Origin of the sequence: Actinomadura decatromicini (genome assembly GCF_008121305.1) — a bacterium.
GTDB lineage: Bacteria > Actinomycetota > Actinomycetes > Streptosporangiales > Streptosporangiaceae > Spirillospora > Spirillospora syzygii.
Map to the genome: position 1 here is coordinate 94,119 of NZ_VSRQ01000010.1, position 19,422 is coordinate 113,540.

The 19,422-nt window shown below is 71.9% G+C and carries 18 protein-coding genes; 8 read left to right on the forward strand and 10 right to left on the reverse strand.

The features are described from left to right. Positions 1-103: 103 nt before the first annotated feature. Together FXF68_RS36560 and FXF68_RS36565 are read left to right on the forward strand one after the other, a co-directional pair. Positions 104-1,912 (forward strand): M4 family metallopeptidase, encoded by a 1,809-nt coding sequence (locus tag FXF68_RS36560; protein WP_222870269.1) that lies wholly within the window; start codon positions 104-106, stop codon positions 1,910-1,912. A gap of 170 nt (positions 1,913-2,082) precedes the next feature. Next, positions 2,083-2,898: an SAM-dependent methyltransferase gene (locus FXF68_RS36565; RefSeq protein WP_148767416.1), complete on the forward strand. Its 816-nt coding sequence runs from the start codon at positions 2,083-2,085 to the stop codon at positions 2,896-2,898. On the opposite strand, the gene FXF68_RS36570 is transcribed toward FXF68_RS36565, so the two are convergent. The 5 genes from FXF68_RS36570 to arfB form a co-directional block, all read right to left on the reverse strand. After that, on the reverse strand, positions 2,881-3,519 hold the full coding sequence (locus FXF68_RS36570; RefSeq protein WP_148767417.1) for a hypothetical protein: 639 nt from the start codon (positions 3,517-3,519) through the stop codon (positions 2,881-2,883). The two genes, FXF68_RS36565 and FXF68_RS36570, sit on opposite strands and share 18 nt — an antisense overlap. 174 nt (positions 3,520-3,693) lie before the next feature. Continuing rightward, a complete protein-coding gene (locus FXF68_RS36575; protein WP_148767418.1) occupies positions 3,694-3,993 on the reverse strand; it encodes a hypothetical protein in 300 nt (99 codons plus the stop codon). A 133-nt stretch (positions 3,994-4,126) separates the two neighbouring features. Beyond that, the gene (locus tag FXF68_RS36580; RefSeq protein WP_148767419.1) at positions 4,127-4,423 is read right to left on the reverse strand and encodes a helix-turn-helix domain-containing protein; all 297 of its coding nucleotides are present in this window, start codon (positions 4,421-4,423) and stop codon (positions 4,127-4,129) included. 124 nt (positions 4,424-4,547) lie between these two features. Continuing rightward, positions 4,548-4,790, reverse strand: a complete 243-nt coding sequence (locus FXF68_RS36585; RefSeq protein WP_246179135.1) for a type II toxin-antitoxin system RelE/ParE family toxin — start codon at positions 4,788-4,790, stop codon at positions 4,548-4,550. A 79-nt stretch (positions 4,791-4,869) separates the two neighbouring features. Continuing rightward, positions 4,870-5,295, reverse strand: a complete 426-nt coding sequence (gene arfB / locus FXF68_RS36590) for an alternative ribosome rescue aminoacyl-tRNA hydrolase ArfB (RefSeq protein WP_148767420.1) — start codon at positions 5,293-5,295, stop codon at positions 4,870-4,872. Positions 5,296-5,384: 89 nt separating this feature from the next. Here arfB and FXF68_RS36595 point away from each other — a divergent pair, with 89 nt between their 5' ends. Beyond that, complete coding sequence (locus tag FXF68_RS36595; protein WP_148767421.1) at positions 5,385-6,212, forward strand: oxygenase MpaB family protein; 828 nt, start codon at positions 5,385-5,387, stop codon at positions 6,210-6,212. Between the two features lie 76 nt (positions 6,213-6,288). On the opposite strand, the gene FXF68_RS36600 is transcribed toward FXF68_RS36595, so the two are convergent. The 5 genes from FXF68_RS36600 to FXF68_RS36620 form a co-directional block, all read right to left on the reverse strand. Further along, complete coding sequence (locus tag FXF68_RS36600; RefSeq protein ID WP_246179136.1) at positions 6,289-7,137, reverse strand: S1C family serine protease; 849 nt, start codon at positions 7,135-7,137, stop codon at positions 6,289-6,291. 655 nt (positions 7,138-7,792) lie between these two features. Beyond that, positions 7,793-9,316, reverse strand: a complete 1,524-nt coding sequence (locus FXF68_RS36605) for a sensor histidine kinase (protein ID WP_148767423.1) — start codon at positions 9,314-9,316, stop codon at positions 7,793-7,795. Next, positions 9,316-10,044: a response regulator transcription factor gene (locus FXF68_RS36610; RefSeq protein ID WP_246179137.1), complete on the reverse strand. Its 729-nt coding sequence runs from the start codon at positions 10,042-10,044 to the stop codon at positions 9,316-9,318. The genes FXF68_RS36605 and FXF68_RS36610 overlap by 1 nt, the downstream gene beginning before the upstream one ends. A gap of 157 nt (positions 10,045-10,201) precedes the next feature. Continuing rightward, positions 10,202-10,732, reverse strand: coding sequence for a peptide deformylase (gene def, locus FXF68_RS36615; protein WP_148767425.1), 531 nt, complete (start codon positions 10,730-10,732; stop codon positions 10,202-10,204). Positions 10,733-10,837: 105 nt separating this feature from the next. After that, the gene (locus tag FXF68_RS36620) at positions 10,838-11,815 is read right to left on the reverse strand and encodes a DivIVA domain-containing protein (protein ID WP_148767426.1); all 978 of its coding nucleotides are present in this window, start codon (positions 11,813-11,815) and stop codon (positions 10,838-10,840) included. 311 nt (positions 11,816-12,126) lie between these two features. Here FXF68_RS36620 and FXF68_RS36625 point away from each other — a divergent pair, with 311 nt between their 5' ends. The 5 genes from FXF68_RS36625 (at position 12,127) to FXF68_RS36645 (ending at position 19,355) form a co-directional block, all read left to right on the forward strand. Beyond that, positions 12,127-12,660, forward strand: coding sequence for a gamma carbonic anhydrase family protein (locus FXF68_RS36625; RefSeq protein WP_148767427.1), 534 nt, complete (start codon positions 12,127-12,129; stop codon positions 12,658-12,660). A 100-nt stretch (positions 12,661-12,760) separates the two neighbouring features. Continuing rightward, positions 12,761-16,849 (forward strand): AAA family ATPase, encoded by a 4,089-nt coding sequence (locus tag FXF68_RS36630; RefSeq protein WP_148767428.1) that lies wholly within the window; start codon positions 12,761-12,763, stop codon positions 16,847-16,849. 205 nt (positions 16,850-17,054) lie between these two features. Next, positions 17,055-17,246 carry a hypothetical protein gene (locus tag FXF68_RS36635; RefSeq protein WP_342787229.1) on the forward strand — a complete coding sequence of 64 codons (192 nt, stop codon included), beginning with the start codon at positions 17,055-17,057 and terminating at the stop codon, positions 17,244-17,246. A gap of 337 nt (positions 17,247-17,583) precedes the next feature. Beyond that, positions 17,584-18,201 (forward strand): DUF47 domain-containing protein, encoded by a 618-nt coding sequence (locus tag FXF68_RS36640; protein ID WP_148767429.1) that lies wholly within the window; start codon positions 17,584-17,586, stop codon positions 18,199-18,201. Beyond that, positions 18,198-19,355 (forward strand): inorganic phosphate transporter, encoded by a 1,158-nt coding sequence (locus tag FXF68_RS36645; RefSeq protein WP_187438299.1) that lies wholly within the window; start codon positions 18,198-18,200, stop codon positions 19,353-19,355. The genes FXF68_RS36640 and FXF68_RS36645 overlap by 4 nt, the downstream gene beginning before the upstream one ends. Positions 19,356-19,422 lie beyond the last annotated feature (67 nt).

The window sequence follows — 19,422 nt, forward strand, 5'->3', positions numbered from 1 at the left end:
CGCCTCCCAGCACTCCGGAGCTCCGTGGGCGCGACCGCGCCCGCCCGGAGAGCGACCCCCCTCGGCCGTCACCCCGAGACGGCCGGCAGACAAGGAGCACCGCGTGAGATCCACATCCCGAGGACGTGCCCACAGGCGCGTCGCCACCGGCACCGCGCTGGTCACCGTCGCCGCCATGGCGGCGATCGGCCTCCAGGCGGGACCGGCGTCCGCCGCCCCGGCGAAGCCCTCCCAGGGCGACCCCGGACAGCTCCCCGCCAAGGTCAGCGCCCAGGAGTACAAGGCGCTGGTCGGCAAGGCCAAGGCCCAGGAGGACACGACCGCGTCCGAGCTGAAGTTCAGCGACAAGGTCGAGCTCAAGGCCAAGGACGTCGTCAAGAACCAGGACGGCACCACCCACACGCGCTACCTGCGCACCTACGAGGGCCTGCCCGTCATCGGCGGCGACCTCATCGTGCACCGGGCGCCGTCCGGCGAGATCGAGGGCGTCACCCAGGGGCTCACCAGTGAGCTCAAGGTGAACACGACGCCGCGGACGCTCGCGTCCACCAAGCCCGCCACGCCCAAGGCCAAGGGCAGCGTCGCCCCGCAGAAGATCGTCTGGATGCAGGGCTCCAACCCGGTCCTGGCCTGGGAGACCGTCGTCGGCGGGACGCAGAGGGACGGCACCCCGAGCCGCCTGCACGTGATCACCGACGCCGCCACCGGCAAGACGATCACGCAGTGGCAGGGCGTCCAGACCGGCACCGGCAACAGCCAGTACTCCGGCACCGTCCAGCTCGGCACCAGCCAGTCCGGCGGGCAGTACGTGCTGCGCGACACCGGCCGCGGCAACCACGAGACGACGAACCTGAACCGGGCCCAGTCGGGTCGCGGGACCCTGTTCTCCAACTCCAGCGACACCTGGGGCAACGGCTCGCCGAGCAACAGCCAGACCGCCGCCGTGGACGCGGCGTACGGCGCGGGCGAGACGTGGGACTTCTACAAGACCGTCTTCGGCCGGTCCGGCATCCGCGGCGACGGCGTCGGCGCGTACTCCCGCGTCCACTACGGCAGCAACTACGTCAACGCCTTCTGGGACGACAGCTGCTTCTGCATGACGTACGGCGACGGCTCCGGCAACAACGCGCCGCTGACCGAGCTGGACGTCGCGGGCCACGAGATGAGCCACGGCGTCACGTCCAACACCGCGGGCCTCATCTACGAGGGCGAGTCCGGTGGCCTGAACGAGGCGACGTCCGACATCATGGCGACCGCCATGGAGTTCTGGGCGAACAACCCCAGCGACATCGGCGACTACCTCATCGGCGAGAAGCTGAACATCTTCGGCAACGGCCAGCCGCTCCGGTACATGGACAAGCCGAGCAAGGACGGCAACTCGCTCGACAACTGGTCGACGAACGCCGGAAACGTGGACGTGCACTACTCGTCCGGCATCGCGAACCACTTCTTCTACCTGCTGTCCGAGGGCAGCGGCGCGAAGACCATCAACGGCGTGTCGTACAACTCGCCGACGGGCGACGGCAAGCCGGTCACCGGCATCGGCCGGGAGAAGGCCGCCGCGATCTGGTTCAAGGCGCTGACCGAGCAGATGCGCTCGAACACCAACTACGCCGACGCCCGCCGCGCGACGCTCGCCGCCGCGTCCGCCCTGTACGGGGCGACCAGCCCCGAGTACACGGCGACCGCGAACGCCTGGGCGGGCGTGAAGGTCGGCAGCCGGGCCAGCGACCCGGGCGACCCCGGAAACCCGGGCGACCCGGGCGGCTCCACCACCTGGGCCGCGACCGGCTCCTACAAGGTCGGCGACCTCGTCACCTACGAGGGCGTGCAGTACCGCTGCCTCCAGGCGCACACCGCGTCGCCCGGCTGGACGCCGCCGAACGTTCCGGCCCTCTGGGAGAAGGTCTGACTCCCGTCCGCTCCACGTGACTGACCCGCGCGCCGCGGTGCTCAACGGGCCTTCCCGAGCACCGCGGCGCGCGGCCGTCCATGCCGCCGGCCTGCTTCGCGGCCGTTGTCGGCCATTTACCGGCGGCAAAACATGATCTTCCATTCATTGTCAGGGCTAGGGTGGATCGCATGGTCGGCGAGGACGAGACCGCACCGGCGGGCATCGACATCACCACCCCGCATATCGCCCGAATTTACGATTACTGGCTAGGCGGCAAGGACAATTACGAGTCCGACCGGAACGCCGCCGAACAGGTCATGGCGGCCACCCCGACCATCAAGCCCGGAGTCACCGCGAACCGGGCGTTCCTGAGCCGCGCCGTCCGCTTCATGGCCGGACGGGGAATCACCCAGTTCCTCGACATCGGCACCGGCATTCCGACCGCCGACAACACGCATCTCGTCGCGCAGGCCGTCAATCCCGACTGCCGGGTGGTCTATGTCGACAATGATCCGATCGTGCTCGTCCACGCGCGGGCGCTGCTGTCCGGCGTCAGCGCGCCCACCGCGTTCATCGACGCCGACCTGCGCGACACGGGCCTGATCCTGAAAGGCGCGTCCGGGCTGCTCGACCTCAACCGTCCCGTGGGACTGCTGCTGATCGCGATACTGCACTGCGTCCCGGACGAGGACGAGCCGGGCGAAATCGTCCGCGAACTCATGGACGCCTTTCCGCCCGGCAGCCTCCTCGCCATCACCCATCCGGGAATCGACCAATTGCCGGAGCAGATGGAGGCCGCCGAAAAGGCCCTCACCAAGGCGATGGGATACCGCGTCACCTTCCGCACGCACGAGGGCGTCAGCCGGTTCTTCGACGGCTTCGACCTGCTCGATCCCGGCGTCGTCCCGGTGCAGGACTGGCGCCCCGAGCCCGGCGCGCCCCCGTCCCTCACGACCGGCATGTGGGGCGGCGTAGCGAGCAAACCCTCACTTCGGCGGGGGTAGCAGATCGGCGTGCCGGACCTGGTAACCGCCCTTGGTGACCGGCGCGAAAGCCGCGGGGCCCATGCACGTCCCGACCTTTCCCTCCTCCCATTCGCCCTTGTCGTTCTGGACGCCGTTGACCACCGCCCAGGAGAATCCCATCCGGTCCGGCTCACCGTGGCGGCCGTCCTGGACGCTGAACCCCAGGCGCTTGCCGATCCAGTCTTTGATCGGCTCGTCCGCCTCGTAGACGACCGCCGTGAACGTCGCGTTTCCGGGACTCGTCGCCAGGCAGTCCACCTTGGCCTTCGACGTCACCGTCCACCCTTCCTGCGGCGAGTGGTGAGAGATCTGCACCGTTCCGCGCGCATCGGTGGGAAGCCCCTGCGGGGCGCCCTGCTTCGGCTCCGAATAGGGGACGCCCGTCACGTCGAACGTGAATGCGCGGACGTCCTGATCGGGCGAGAAAGTCAACTTGATCTGCGCGGAGCCTGAAACCCGCGCGCCTTTCGCGGCCCTTTCCGCCTTGTTCCCCGTCTTGTTCCCCGCATTGTTGCCCGTCTCCTGCGCCGCCACGGGAGCGGCAACCAGCGCGACTCCCGCCATGGCCAGCACACCCAACTTGATCGCCTTGCCGAACATCGAGACTCCCGTCCGTTCCAGCCGGACCCGAATGGCCCGACCCCTCGATGCTCCGCCCGACGACCCGTCCCTCCCTCCCCAGCGCGACCGATCCCTTTCCCCCGCCGGTATGAGAGCGCACAAGGAAAAGCCCCCGGGAATTATCTCCCAGGGGCCACAGACTCCGGACGCGAACTAGTGCGTCACACCCTCGGACTTGGAGACCAGGCGGGCGACGTGCCCGGCCATCTCCTCCTGCCGAGCGGCCATCTTGCCGATCTCACCCATGAGCAGGTTCACGGCCGACCCCAACTCCTGCCGGACCGTCCCCACCTCCTGCTTGATCTCCAGCTTCAGCTCCTGCCTGACCCCGCCGATCTCCTGCTTGAGCTCGCGCCTGAGCTCGGCGAGGTCGTCCTTCGTGGCCAGGTTCTTCAGGTCGTCCTTGGTGGCCAGGTCAGCGAGTGTTACCTCTGCGAGGGGCTTGGACGCCATGTCGGTGATGCTACCTCTCGTCGGTCCTCCGGCACGGGTGCCGGACGGGGGAGCCCCATCCTCCCACAGCTGGACACGCTCCGTGATCAACCAGTCGCAGATGGTTTAGCTCCCGTCACGCCGGGTCGGGAACTCAGGCTGCGTGATCTCCCACCGTGATCGTGAAGGTGGTCTCCATCGCCTTGGCGATGCGGTCGAGCATTCCCAAGGTAGGGATTCCGCCCCCGCCCTCGATGCGCGAAAGCGCGGGCTGGGTGATGCCGGCCCGTTCGGCCACCACGCCCTGGGTGAGGCCGAGCTCGATGCGGCGCTCCCGGACCATGTCGCCGAGCCGCAGGTCAAAGCCCGCCTGCTCGTACTCGGGGTGCGGCGCCGCGTCCTCACGCAGCCGCTTCTCCCGGTAGGTCCGCCACGCGGAGTGTCCCGTCATCACCGGCTCCTCTCGTAGACGTGCCCCGCCGGTCCCAGGTGAGACGACTCGCAGATCCCGCGCAAGGCGACCGCTCGCTCGACGTCTCGCGGCTGCGCGTCGTTCCTGACCTTCTGGAACACGGTCAGCAGACGATGAGCCGTCCTCGCCCGGTCGGCAGCCAGTAGGTGATCCGCCACGCCGTTTCCCCAAGGTAGAGCCACAGTTCGCGAACGCCGTCCCGTAACGCCTTGGTGTGGTTCCCGTCGAGCAGGTCGCCGCGGTCGACGAGGTAGTCGTCCACGTTGCGCATGACGCGCTGGTGCTGGGCGAAGCTCAACGTGTCCAGCCACGCGACGACCTGGGGCTCCATCTCGATCTCGAACATATCGTTGATGATATATACCGTCGATGATAAGTCGGGGGCGGCGATTCGTCCAGCACGTAGCGCGCCCCTTGGCTGCGGATCAGTCCCAGCGGGTGGTGCGTTGGCGTTTTATGGCGGAGCGGCGTTTCTTGTTCTCCAGGCGGCGTTCGTTGATGCCGCGGGGGATCTTCTTCGGGACGCGCTTCTTCGGGGGCGGGGCCGTGGCGTCGGCGAGGAGGGTGGCTAGGCGGGTGCGGGCGGCGTCGCGGTTGCGCTGCTGCGAGCGGTACTCCTCGGCGCGGATCGTGAGGACGCCGCGGACCAGGCGGGACGCGAGCCGCTCCAGCGCGCGGGAGCGCATCGGCTCGGGCAGGGACGGCGAGTTCGCGACGTCGAAGGAGAGTTCGGCGGCGGTGGCGCTCGTGTTGACGTGCTGCCCGCCCGGACCCGACGAACGCGAGAAACGCCAGCTCAGCTCGGACTCCGGGATGGAGACCGAGCCGCGCACGTGGACCTGGTCGGGCATGTCTCCATTGTCGCAGGGTAGAAGTGATCTTGTCGCCTCGTTAACCCCCCGCCCTCGACATCTGAAAGTACTTACTTACACTGATCGCCATGACCGATGGACTGTTCTCGGACGACGACCTCATCCGCGTCGTCTCGCGGGAGGGCGCGCTCATCGCGGCGGGCGGCGCGGCGTCGCTGCTCCAGACCGCGCATCCGCAGGTGGCGCAGGGCGTGTACGACCACAGCTACACCGCCGACGACCCGCTCCGCCGCCTGCGCAACACGATGGGCTGGCTGTACGCGGTGCAGTTCGGGACGCGGGAGGAGGCCGAGGCGTTCAGCGCCCTGGTCAGGAAGGGCCACGAGAGCGTCACCGGGCCCGGCTACGAGGCGAACGACCCGGAGTTGCAGGTGTGGGTGGCGTCCACCCTGTTCGCGGTGGCGGTGCAGTTCTACCAGCTCCTGTTCCGGCGGACGTTCGACCCGGCGGAGCTGGAGGAGTTCTACCAGCAGGCCAAGATCTACGCGACGATCCTCGGCTGCCCGGAGGAGCGGATGCCCGCCACGTATCCGCTGTTCCGCGAGTACTACGCGGACATGGTCCAAAGCCTGGAGATCACCGACGCCTCGCGGGCGATCGCGGCGCAGGTGCTGCGTCCGCGGCTGCCGGGCGGGCCGCTGAACGCGCCGGGGCTGATGGCGATCAGGCTGCTCACGGCGGGGCTGATGCCCGCGCCGATCCGCGAGCAGTACGGGTGGAAGTGGGACGCCGGACGGGAGCGCCGGTTCCGGCTCCTCGTCGGGACGCTCGCCGTCGTCTACCCGCGGCTCCCGCTGGCCGTCCGGACGCTGCCGAGGCGGTACTACCTGCACACGACCCGCCGGATGCTGGCGAAGCTGAACCGCCGTCCGGCCGCCGCGGTCAGGACGGGCTGACCGGGGGCCGACCGGGGAGGAGTGCGGCCGCGCGACCCGTGCGGAGGCCGCGCGGCCGCCCCCTCCCCCCGGATGGTCAGACCGACGCCCCCGCGATGATCGTGTCGGCGGCCTTCTTCGCCGTGTCCATCGGGATCGCGAACCCGACGCCGATGTTGCCGGAGCTGCTGCCCGAGGTGGCGATGGCGGTGTTCACGCCGATCACCTGCCCGGCGGCGTTCACCAGCGCGCCGCCCGAGTTCCCGGGGTTGATGGCGGCGTCGGTCTGGATCGCGTTGCTGATCACGGTCTGCTGCTGCTGGGACAGCTGCCCGCGCAGCCCGGGCGGGAGCTGCGGTTCTTCGCCGCCCTCGCGCACCTCGCGGCCGAGGCCGCTGACGATGCCGGACGTCACCGAGCCGTCCAGGCCGAGCGGGCTGCCCACGGCGAGGACCGTGTCGCCGATCGCGAGGGTGCGGCTGTCGCCGAGCGTCGCGGCCTTCAGCCCGGACACGCCCTGCGCCTTCAGCACCGCGACGTCCCCGGCCCGGTCGGCGCCGAGCACCTCGGCGGGCGCCGTCCTGCCGTTGCTGAACTTCACCGACACCGAGCGGGCGCCGGAGACGACGTGCGCGTTGGTGAGGATCACGCCGTCCGAGCGGAGGACGATGCCGGAGCCGCCGCTCGTCCCGCCGGACAGCCGCGCCTCGATCGACACCACGCTCGGCTGGACGGCGGCGGCGACCTGCGCGGTCGTGCCGCCGTTCGTGGGCACGCCCGACACGGCGGCCGGTCGCGCGTAGCCGGTGCCGTCGCCGTTCAGCGCGGTCGTGATCGCCGCGCCCGCGCCGCCCGCCGCGATGGCCAGCGCCGTCGCGGCGGCCACCGCCGCGAGCTTCTGCCGGACCGTGCCGAACGTCCGAGGACGCTCCACCGGCGAGGACATGGGATGTCCCGGCTGCGGCGCCGCGGCGCCATACGGCGTGAAAGGTCCAGGCGGCGCGGGAGGTCCGGGCCGCATCGCGGAACCGAAGGGCATCGAGGGGCGAGGCGGCATGGAGGGGCCGGGGGGCGTGGAAGGCCCGGGTGGCGTCGAGGGGCCGGTGGGCACTGAAGGCCCAGGCGGTGTCGAGGCGGAGGGCGTCGAAGGCCCGGGCGGCGTTGAAGAGCTGGCGGGTGTCGACGGGCCGGATCGTGTGGGGGAGCCGGGGGGTGTCGGCGGGGCGGGGGGCGGGGTGTGGTCCGGGTCCTGCCAGGCCGGGTTCGCCCACTGGCCGGGCTCCGGTCGTCCGGGCTCGCGCGGTTGCTGTGGTCGGTCGGCGTTCATCTGCATCCCCTGTCGTCTGGTCACTTTGAAGGATGCGTCCGGGGGCTCCAGCATCCCTGGACCCCACCTGAAAGTGTGCTGAACGCCCCGCGGCGCGAAAGAACCGCGGCCGGGAGACGAGTCGGACTCGTCCCCGGCCGCGGTTCCGGTGTCGTGGCTGGCCAGGGCGCGGCCTCCCGCTCCCCGTCGAGATCGGGGCGCGCCCTGTACGTCCTACCTAAGCGCAATTTCCTGAACGTTGCCTGAACGCCCGAGGCGCCGGACGGGACGGCGGTCAGCCTTCGTCCAGGGGCAGGACGACCCGGAACGTCGCGCCCTCGCCGGGCGTCGAGTCGGCCTCCACGAGCCCCTCGTGCGCGGCGACGAGGGCGGCGACGATGGACAGCCCGAGGCCCGCGCCGCCGTCCTGCCGGGACCGCGCCTCGTCGGCGCGGTAGAACCGCTCGAAGACCCGTTCCGCCTGGTCGGGCTGGAGCCCGGGGCCCTCGTCCGCGACCTCGACGACGGCGGCGGGGGCGTCGCGGAGCGTGCCGGGGGCGAGCCGCACCGAGACCGGCGTCCCGTCGGGCGTGTGCTTGACGGCGTTGTTCAGCAGGTTGCCGAACACCTGGCGCAGGCGCGGCTCGTCCCCCCGCACCTGGTACGCGACACCGCCCTCGACAGACAGGTCGATGGCTCGCTCAGGTGCCAAGATCCTGGCCTCCTGGACACAGTCGGCGGCGACCGCGAGCAGGTCCACCGGACGCCGCTCGATCGGCCGCTGCCCGTCCAGCCGGGCGAGCAGGAGCAGGTCCTCGACGAGCAGGCCCATCCGGGACGCCATCTCCTCGATCCGCCCCACCAGCCGGTCGGTCTCCTCCGGGGTGCGCGCCGCGCCCTGCCGGTAGAACTCGGCGAACCCGCGGATCGCGGTGAGCGGGGTGCGCAGCTCGTGGCTCGCGTCGGCGACGAACCGGCGCATCCGCTCCTCCGAGTACAGCGCCGTCCGCTCGGAGTGGCGGGCCGCCGCCTCCGACTCGGCGCGGGCCCGGAACGCGGTCTCGATCTGCGCGAGCATCACGTTCAGCGACCGGCCGAGGCGCCCCATCTCGGTCCGCGGATCGCCCTGCGGGACGCGCCGCGACAGGTCGCCCGCCGCGATCGCGCCCGCCGTCTCCTCCACCGCCGCGAGCGGCCGCAGGCTCGCCCGGACGACCCACACCCCCAGCCCGACCAGCACCGACAGGACGAGCAGCCCGACGATCGCGTCGATCATGACCAGCCGTCCGACGGTGCGGTCGACCTCGTCCAGGCTGAACGCGAGGACGATGATCGTGCCGTCGGTGCCGGGAATCGGCTCGGCCAGGATCCGCCACGCCGCGTCGGAGCCGCCCGCCCCGCGCACCGTGAACGGGCGGTCGATCCGGCCGGACAGGTCGGCCGGCAGGTGCGGCGTGCCCGGCTCGCTCCAGGCGTCGCTCCACCCCACGGCGCGGCCGTCGTTCGTGCGGATCTGCCCGTACATCTCGCTCGGGATCCGCACCGTGATCCGGCCGTCGCCGCTCCGCAGCTGCGGGACGACCTGCTCGATCGTCCGCCCGACGGAGCCGCGCAGCTGGTCGTCGGCCCGCCCGATCAGGTAGTGGCGCAGGACGGACGCGCCCGCCGCGCTCATCACCAGCATCCCGAGCGTGACGAGGACGAGCATCCCGGCGATCAGCTTGACGCGCAGCGGCGTCCGCTCCCACAGCCGCGCGAGGCCGCGCGGCGACCACCCGGGACGCCCGCCCGCCGCGGACCCCGGGACCAGCGTGGCCATCAGCCCGGTTTCGCGGGCTCGCGCAGGACGTAGCCGACGCCGCGCAGGGTGTGGATCAGCCGCGGCTCGGCGTTGTCGACCTTGCGGCGCAGCGCGGACACGTACGACTCGACGATGCCCGCGTCGCCGCGGAAGTCGTAGTTCCAGACGTGGTCGAGGATCTGCGCCTTCGACACGACGCGCCCCGCGTTCGCCATGAAGTAGCGCAGCAGCTTGAACTCGGTCGGGGAGAGCTGGATGGCGCGCCCGCCGCGCCACACCTCGTGGCTGTCCTCGTCGAGCTCGACGTCCGCGAACACCATCCGCGGCGGCGGCTCGCTCACCCCGCCCCGGAACCGCCGCAGCACCGCCCGGATGCGGGCGATGACCTCCTCCAGGCTGAACGGCTTGGTGACGTAGTCGTCGCCGCCGATCGTCAGCCCCTTGATGCGGTCCTGGACCGCGTCCCGCGCGGTCAGGAACAGCACGGGCGTGTGGTCGCCGCCGGACCGCAGCCGCCGCGCGACGTCGAACCCGTCGATGTCGGGGAGCATCACGTCCAGCACGATGAGGTCCGGCCGGTGCCGCCGCGCCGACTGCACAGCGTCGGCCCCGTTGGTGGCGGTGACCACGTCGAACCCGGTGAAGCGCAGGCTTCCGGCGAGGAGCTCCAGGATGTTGGGCTCGTCCTCGACGACGAGCAGGGTCGCCTCCGCCGGTTTGCCGCCGTTCGCCGTTCGATCAACCAATGGCACAGTCCCCCTCATTAGTCAGGGCGCAGGTTCGCACGCGAAGCTGAATGTCCCCTGAATGCGAGCAAAGGAACGGTTGAGTCCGCGCTGATACGGAACCGGTGGCCAAGTCCGAGGTCAGCGCCGGAAACGGGGAGAACCCGGCCGTGGGGCGTCAGCGGTCGAGGGCGCGGATGGCGCGCATCGCCTCCCGGCGCGCGTCGCCGGACAGGACGTCGATGTACACGTTCCCGTCCAGATGGCCGCACTCGTGCTGGAGGCAGCGCGCGAAATAGCCCGTCCCCTCGACGCGGACGGGCTTGCCCTTCACGTCGACGCCCTCCACGACGGCGTGCGCGTGCCGGGCCGTCTCGAAGTGCATCCCGGGGACGGAGAGGCAGCCCTCCGGCTCGACCAGCATCTCCCCGTCCGCGGCGACGAGCCGCGGGTTGACGACGTGGCCGACGTGCCTGCGCCCCTTGTCGTCCTTGCAGTCGTACACGAACGCGCGCAGGCCGACGCCCACCTGGTTGGCGGCGACGCCCGCGCCGTCCTCCTCGTACATGGTGACGAACATGTCGTCGACCAGCCGCTCCAGCGAAGCGTCGAACGTCCGGACCGGGTCGCATTCGGTGCGCAGGACCGGATCGCCGAGAAGCCTGATGGGACGGGCCGTGCCCTGCCGCGCGTGGGTCCTCTTGCTCACGCGAAGATCCTATTAAAGACGCGACGGTGCGCACCGACCCGTTAGGGCCGGTGCGCACCGCCGCGCGCTGTCTGTCCCGCCTGACGTTTCCGGTGCCGGGGCGGGCTACAACTCGATCGGCCCGCGCGACTGCTGCGGCGGGACGACCGGAGCCGCCTGGCCCACCGCGTCCTCGGCCGGACGCGGGGACTTCGGCGGCTGCGGGGCCGCGGGCGGGGCCGGCGACGGCGCCGACGGCGCCGACGCGACCGGGGCCTCGGCGGCCGGTTCGGGCTTCTTCATGGACGGCGCGCTCTGCGGCGCGGGCGCGGCCGCCGCGGGCTTGGCCGCCGCCGGGGCGGGCTTCGCGGGCGGCGGGGACGCGGGCTGCTTGCGCGGCGCGCTCTGCCGGACGGCGTCCTCGACCATCTTCTCCAGCGGCCCGGCCTCGTTCTCCGCGGTGAGGAGGCGGTGCAGGGTGTCGCTGATCTCGGTGAGCCGCTGGAGCGCCTGCGTGTGGTTCTTGGTGAGCGCGGTGAGCCGCTGCGTCGCGCCCTCGTTGATCACGCTGGCCCGCCGCTCGGACGCGGTGAGGGTGCGCTCGGCCTCCAGCCGCGCGCTCGTCACCGTCTGCTCGGCCTCCTGCTTCGCGGACCCGAGGACGCTCTCGGACTCCTTCTTGGCGGACGCGAGCACGTGCTCGGCCTTCTCCTGCGCCTGGGCGAGGTTCTTCTCGGCGTGCGCGCGCGCGTCGTCGATGATGCGCTTGGACTCCTGCTCGGCGTCCTTGCGGATCTCCGTCCCCTTGGCCTCGGCCTCGGCGACCTTGTCCTGGGCCTCGTCCTCGGCGAGGTTGATGATCTGGCGGAGCCGGTCGCTCAGGTCGTCGCCGGTCGGCTTGCGGGCCTCCCGGAGCTCGGCCATCTCGCGGCGGAGCCGCTCGGAGTCGTCCTGCGCGCGGGCGAGGCGGGCCTCCAGCTCACGGTGCTTCTGCTGGGCGCGGGCGATGTAGTCGTCGACCTGGCGGCGGTTGTAGCCGCGCATGACGATCTCGAAGGACTCTTCTTGGAGGAGGTTAGGCAGGATTTCGGCTTCGTTGCTCATGATGCCTTGGGGGGTCGTTGGCGGGGGTCGTCACCCCGTCAGGGTCGGTTGCGATCCTCACCCGCCGGTTGAGCGGGTCCACATGTGGAAACGTCAGGACGACTCTTGTCCGGTCCACCCCATTCGCGCAACCGGAACGCGCCTCTCGCTGCCGTTTCTTCACCTGGTAGAAGCGACAAACTATCCAATCTCTGGAGAATTCGCGCGAAGGGCGGGCGTGTCGTCGAAGCGGATTCGGATGGACCCTCCCGAGCCGCTCCCGCGGGGGCCGTGTGCGGGGACGCGGCCGGGGCCGTCCTAGCATCGGCGGCATGAGCGGCGACACGAGGTACGTGGGAGCGTTGGGCGAGGGCCGGCCGAAGATCGACCCGGACGCGTGGGTCGCGCCGGGCGCGGTCGTCGTCGGACGGGTGACGCTGGGCCGGGCGTCCAGCGTCTGGTACGGCTCGGTGCTGCGCGGCGACGACGAGGAGATCGTCGTCGGCGACGAGTACAACATCCAGGACCTGAGCTGCCTGCACGCCGACCCCGGGACGCCCGCCGTCCTGGAGGACCGGGTCAGCCTCGGGCACAAGGCGATGGTGCACGGCGCGCACGTCGAGGCGGGCTCGCTCATCGGGATCGGCGCGATCGTCCTGAACGGCGCGCGGATCGGCGCGGGGACGCTGGTCGCCGCCGGGGCGCTCGTCCCGCCGGGCCGGACGATCCCGTCCGGGGTGCTCGTCGCGGGCATGCCGGGGAAGGTCGTCCGGGAGCTGACCGACGACGACCGGCTCGTCCTGCGGCACACGTCCGAGGTGTACGTGGCGAAGGCGCGGCAGCACCGCGACGCCGTCTGGCAGTGATCCCGGCCCGCCCGTCCGAGCCCATTGCTGATGCGCTGACCTGCGCGGACGCGACGAATGCCCAGATGCGCGGCACCCCGCCCGCGTTCTGCTGACTACCATGACCAGCGTGGTGTGGGGACCGGGCTATGGCAGTGCTCCGCCGCCCAGCCCCCAGGCGGGGCAGGATCCGTTCGCGGAGGCAGAGCGGGACACGCGGGCGATGGTGGCCGCCGCGTGGTGGCCGTCGGCGCCGCCGCAGCAGCGCCAGCACGCGATCGGCGGCCGCATGCTCGTCCTCCCGGACGGGACGTGGTGGCTGTTCGGCGCGTGGGCGCGCTGGTACCGGCTGCATCCGGCGGACGGCCAGTGGTACCTCTGTCCGCCGCCGCGCACGCCCGCCGTCCGGATGGCGGCGCGGCCCGCGCAGCACGGCGCCGGGCAGGTGCCGATGCTGCCGCCGCACGTCGTCCCGGCCGGGCCCGACTTCTCCTACGACCCGCCCGCCGGGCTGCCGTTCGTCGCGCACGGGTTCGCGACCGAGCTGACCGCGCGGGTCCGGGCGACGGTCGACTCGGCCGCCGCGCTGACCGCGCCCGACTACCCGCACGGCTGGCCCGAGTTCACCGCCGAGACGCCGTCCACGGTGGCGGTGGCGTGGGGCGTGATGCTGTGGTGCTCGTCCGCGCCCGCGTTCGACTCGCGGCTGGACGCGCAGATGCTCGACCTGTGGAAGCCGTACCGCGCGCGCCCGCTCCCCGAGGTGGACGGCCCGCGCTGGCTCACCCCGCCGCCGCTGGAGACGCTGGTCGGGCTGTACGCCGAGCGGCTGCGCGCCAGCCGGGTGGACGCGGCGGTCGTCGTCCTGCGGACGATGTGGGCCGTCGCCAGCGCGCTGCGCGACGACGTCCGGTTCCAGATCAGGGCGGACGCGCTGCTCGCCATCCTCGGCACCACGCTCGCCAACCCGACCGTCGACTACGGGGCCCTCCCGTACGGGGACCAGGCGATCGTCCAGCAGTGGCTGACCCGGTGCCCGCCGAACCTGGTGCCCGCGCTGCGCAACGAGAGCTCGCCCGGCGACAACTTCCGGCACGCCTTCTACACGCTGAGCGAGCTGATCGCCGGTTTGTCGGGCGATCCCGCCGAGCCCGCCTACGTCGAGCCCCGGCTCGTGGCCGCCGCGTTGCTCGCCGCTGACCTCGATGTCGTCCGCAAGGACATGGTGGGCACCATCGTCCCCTGGCTCGACCCCGAGATCCGTTACACGGTGCAGGCGGTGTCGGAGCAGAAGGGGCATCCGCTGCGCCGGCTGTGGCCGCAGGACATGCGCCTTCCCGAGCCGCTGCGCTCGGCCGCCGGGTCGGGGCCGGGCGCGGAGTCGCTGCTCGCCGCGATGTACGAGGTCGACCTGGCCTGGTGCAGGCTCGGCGGGATGCCCGCGCGGCCGCGCGGGTTCCCCGTCCCGACCGCGGTCATCGCCGGGATGATCGGACGCGGGCGGGCCCGCGCGACGGGCGCCGTCCCGACCGCGACGCCGCCGCCCGTCCCGGCGCCGCCGCAGCCGAACCCCTTCGTGATGCAGAGCCAGCCGGGGCTCGCGCCGGGCGCGTCGCCGCAGCCCGGCACGCCGCCCGCCGGGCCGGACCGCCCGTTCGTGCAGCCGCCCGCCCAGCCCGGCCGGGAGAACGCGCCGGGTCCGGCGGGGCCCGGCCCCGGGCCGGGGCAGCAGGCCGCGTTCGCCTCCCCGGACCCGCTGATCAGCGGGGCGTCGCACATCGAGGACGACGGGGGCGACGCTCCGGCCGCACCGCCTTACACCGAGCTCGGCTTCCAGCGTCCGGGCGCGGCTCCGCCCGCTCCTATGCAGAGTCCTGCTCCTATGCAGAGTCCTGCTCCTATGCAAAGCCCCGCTCCGATGCAGAGCACGCCTCCGCCGCCGGTGCCGAATCCGGGGGCGATGCAGAAGCCGGGGGCGATGCAGAAGCCGGGGGCGATGCAGGCCGGGCCGCCCGCGCCGTCCCCGTCTCCGCAGGTCCCGCCGCCCGCCGCCGCCGTGTCCGAGCAGCCGCCCGGCGGCTTCTCCCCGCCGGAGGGGGAGCAGCAGGACGAGCCCTTCGCGCCGCCGTACACGCAGCTCGGCTACCAGCCCGCGGGCGCCGTCCCTCCGCAGCAGGCACCGCCCCAGCAGATGCCGCCCCAGCAGGCGCCTCAGCAGCAAGTGCCGCAGCAGAGTCCCGTCCCGCCGCCGCAGCCGAGGCGGCAGGCGCAGCGGCAGCCGTCCGCGCAGACCGCGTTCGACCCGTACTCCACCCGCATGGACGACGGCGCGCACCCCACGAACCCGGAGGTCCCGCCCGTCCCGGCGAGCCCGCCCGGCACGCGCATCCTCGGGCCCGGCGACCTGGAGGACGACCCCGCCGCGCCTCCGCCGCCGCCCGTCCCGGCGGCCGGGCCGGGCACGAAGGTCATGTCCAAGACGATGGTCGGCGACTTCGACTTCCTGGACGACACCCCGTCGCCCGACCAGCCCGTCCACGAGATCCCGCCGCCGCGCGACCGCAGCGAGCGGCGCGTCCTGGAACGGTTCGGGTTCGGCTTCGTCTACGGCGACCACGACGCGAGCGACCTGCTCGCCGGGTTGAAGCAGCAGGTCCAGGAGTGGGACGCGCAGGTCGGCGAGAGCCCCGAGGAGACGCGGGTCGACGGCGCGCCCAGCTCGATGAGGCCCGGCGTGCCGGGCGTCCTGCTGGTCGGCGCGCCGCACTCGGGGCAGCGCAGGCTGGCCAGGATGATCGCGCTGACGCTGGCGAACGCGGGCCTCGGGGACGGCTCGATCCGCGCGCACGACGCCGAGGACGTCCGGGACGCCCCCGCCGACAAGATCGGCCGGATCCTCGCCCAGCCCGGCCCGGTGATCCTCTTCGAGCGGCTGGACGTCGCCGTCGCCTCGGCCGCCGACCCGGGAGCCGTCGTCGGCGCGGTGCGCCGCGCCCGCCGCGACCCGGTGAACGCGACGCCGGTGATCGCGACCTGCGAGCCGCACGCCTACAAGCGGCTGCTGCGCGAGCACCCGAAGCTCGTCCAGGCGTTCCGGGTGCACCGGCTGCCCGACTTCACCGACCTCGACAACCGGATGACGCTGCTGCACCTGCTCGCCGAGGAACGCCGCGTCACCATAGGCGCCGCCGCGCTGGAGGTCGCCCGCGAGGACCTGAACCGCCTGCGCGGCCCCGGCGACCTGGTCGGCGCGCGGCTCGTCGAGGCGTACCTGGACCAGGCCGCCCAGCGGAACATGGAGCGCGCCGGGGCGTCCCACGACCGGCTCGTGCTCACCCCGGACGACCTCACCGGCGTCGCCGAGGGCATCGAGCCCGCGCTGCGCCCGCCCGGCGACATCGACGGCTACCTGCGGCGGCTCGACCAGCTCACCGGCCTGGACGAGGTGAAGGGCGCGGTGCGGGAGCTGGTCGAGGAGGCCGGGCTCGCCGCCGACCGGGCGCGCTACGGGGTGGCGAGCGACGGCGCCCGCCACCTGGTGTTCGTCGGCCCGCCCGGCACCGGGAAGACGACGGTCGCGGGGCTCGTCGGCGGGATCTACGCGGCGCTCGGGCTGCTGGACTCGGGGCACGTGGTCGCGTGCCGTCCCGTCCACCTGGCCGGACGCGACCGGGCCGACACCGAGCACCGGGTCGCGAGCATGGTCGAGCAGGCGCTCGGCGGCGTCCTGCTGATCCAGGAGGCGTACCGGCTCGACCGCAGCCCGGACGTCGTGGCGGAACTCCTCGCCCGCATGAACGCGGGCCGCGCCAGGCTCCTCGTGATCTGCACGAGCCCGGCCGCCGAGATGGAGGGCTTCCTCGCGGGCAACCCGCGCTTCCAGGCGGAGGTCGCGCGCGTCATGGAGTTCACCGGGATGGGCGACCGCGACATGGTGCGCCTCTTCCAGAGCTACGCCGAGCGCGACCTCTACATGCTGGACGAGGAGCTCCGCGTCGAGCTGCTGAGCCGCTTCGAGCGGCTCCGCGAGGACCCGAGGTTCGCCTACGCGCGGACGGTCCGCGCCCTGTTCGAGCAGACGGTGGCGCGGCAGGCGGCCCGGCTCGCGGGCGCGGACGTGAACGCGGCGACCGTCGCCCGGCTCACCGCCCGCGACCTGCCCGAGACGGCCCTTGAGCAGCTGCTCGGCGACTTCCGTCCAGGCGGCTGAGGCGCGGCGGGCGAGTCCCGACGTCCCAGGACGAACAGGACATAGGTATCAGACCGTCGTCTTCGGGGAAGGCTACGACCATCGGGGCCATGGTGGGCCACATGACGACCCACCTCGAGTGGCCCTTGAATGGCCCTGATGGGTCATGTGCCGCCGAGGGGCGGAAGCGTAGCCTCGACCTTGGGTGTGGGGGAGACGAACGGAGGTGGACGCGGTGCGCCAGAACCTCGATCTGCGCGTCCACGACCGTGTTGCGCTGGACGAGATCGAACTCTATGCCGAAATGCTCAGCGCGGTGGCGGCGGCGGAGCGGCCGCTGACCGTCGCCGAAATCGACATGGTGCTCGGGGTACGGTCCGACGGAGCCGGTCGTCGCGAGCTGACGCAGATCGACTGAGCCGAAGCCCGCAGTAACCGGGGACGCGATCCTGGCGTCCCCGGTTTTTCGTGCACGGAGAGTGGCGAAGACCACCGTGCGGTTACTGTAAGCAATCTCACTTCGGCCCCGCCCGACGACCCGCGACCGGGACCGGACGCGGGCCCCCGCGACGCCCCGGAACCGCGCGCATCCCCGCAGATAGGGGCCCTCGCGAGAGGTATGTTCCCGGTGATCTAGGGCAATCTTGAAGATGAGAGGATGGAGGACACCAGCCGAAGCTGGGGCAAAGGTTCTTTTTACGGCCGGTTGCGCCTACGATCCTCTGCGGACTGTTCCGGCACATCAGGAGAACGACGTGCGCTTGCGTCTCACGCCGCGTGAGGACAGCTTCTACGACATGTTCGCCGACTCGGCGAACAACCTGGTCACCGGCGCCAGGCTGCTCGTGGAGCTCATCAGCGAGGGTGCCGACCGGTCGGCGATCGCGGAGAAGATGCGCGCCTGCGAGCACGCCGGCGACGAATGCACCCACGCCATCATGCGCCGCCTCAACGAAACGTTCATCACCCCGTTCGACCGCGAGGACATCTACCGGCTGGCCTCCACGATCGACGACGTGATGGACGAGATGGAGGAGGCCGCCGACCTCGTCGTCCTCTACAAGATCGACGAGTTCCCCAAGGGCATCGTCAACATGGTCGAGGTGCTGGAGCGCGCGGCGGAGCTGACCGCCGAGGCGATGCCGAGGCTCCGCTCCATGAAGGAGCTCAACGAGTACTGGATCGAGATCAACCGGCTCGAGAACCAGGGCGACCAGGTGTACCGCAAGCTGCTGGCGCACCTGTTCAGCGGCGAGTACGACACCCTCACGGTGCTGAAGCTGAAGCAGGTCATCGACCGGTTGGAGGAGGCGGCGGACGCCTTCGAGCACGTCGCCAACACGGTCGAGACCATAGCGGTCAAGGAATCATGAGCGACGTCGGCTCGACGACCGTCCGGGAGCCGGTGCCGGAGGACGATCCGGCCTCCCTCGGCGAGCAGGCCACGCGCCGTGTGTCCGGCCGCGCGTGGCTGCTGCTGCTCGCCGGGATCGCGCTGGTCATGGTGGCCGGCGCGCTCGGCCTCCGGGCGGACGCGCAGGCGGCCGTCCTCATCCTGGTCATCGTCGTGGCGCTGGTCTTCGACTACACGAACGGGTTCCACGACGCGGCGAACGCGATCGCGACGGCGGTGTCCACGCGGGCGCTGACGCCCCGGGTCGCGCTCGGCATGGCCGCCGCGATGAACATGATCGGCGCCCTGCTCGGCGTCGGCGTGGCGAAGACCGTCAGCGAGGTGATCAGCCCGCCGGACGGGCTGCACGGCCTCACCGTGGTCGCCGCCGGGGTGCTCGGCGCGATCACCTGGAACCTGATCACCTGGTACTTCGGGCTGCCGTCGTCGTCCTCGCACGCGCTGATCGGCGGGGTCGTCGGCGCGGGGCTCGCGTCGGCGTCGTCGGTGAACTGGAGCAGCGTCCTCGACAAGGTCGCGATCCCGATGGTGCTGTCCCCGGTCGTCGGGTTCGCGCTGGCCTACCTGGTGATGGTGGCCATCCTGTGGACGTTCCGGCACGCGCAGCCGAGCCGGATCGGACGGCGGTTCCGCATCGCGCAGACGCTGTCGGCCGCGTCCCTCGCCCTCGGGCACGGCCTCCAGGACGCGCAGAAGACGATGGGGATCATCGTCCTCGCCCTGGTCACGACCGGGCACTCGGACGGCGAGACGGTCCCCTGGTGGGTGATCGTGTCGTGCGCGGGCGCGCTGTCGGCGGGCACCTACGCGGGCGGCTGGCGCATCATGCGGACGCTCGGCCGCAAGGTCATCGAGGTCGATCCGCCGAAGGGCTTCGCCGCGGAAGCGACGGCTTCCGTCGTCCTGTACGCCACCGCTTTCGTGTGGCACGCTCCAATTTCCACGACCCACACCATCACCTCGGCCATCATGGGCGCGGGCGCGACCAAGCGGCTGTCCGCCGTCCGCTGGGGCGTGGCCGGGAACATCATCACGGCCTGGGTCCTCACCATGCCGATGGCCGCCGCCGTCGCGGCGATCGTCTACTTCATCGTCCACTTCTTCGGAGCCTGATCTCCTGGGTGTGATGGTGAACGGAGCCCGCCGTCCCTCCCAAGGACGGCGGGCCGTTCTTCCGTCA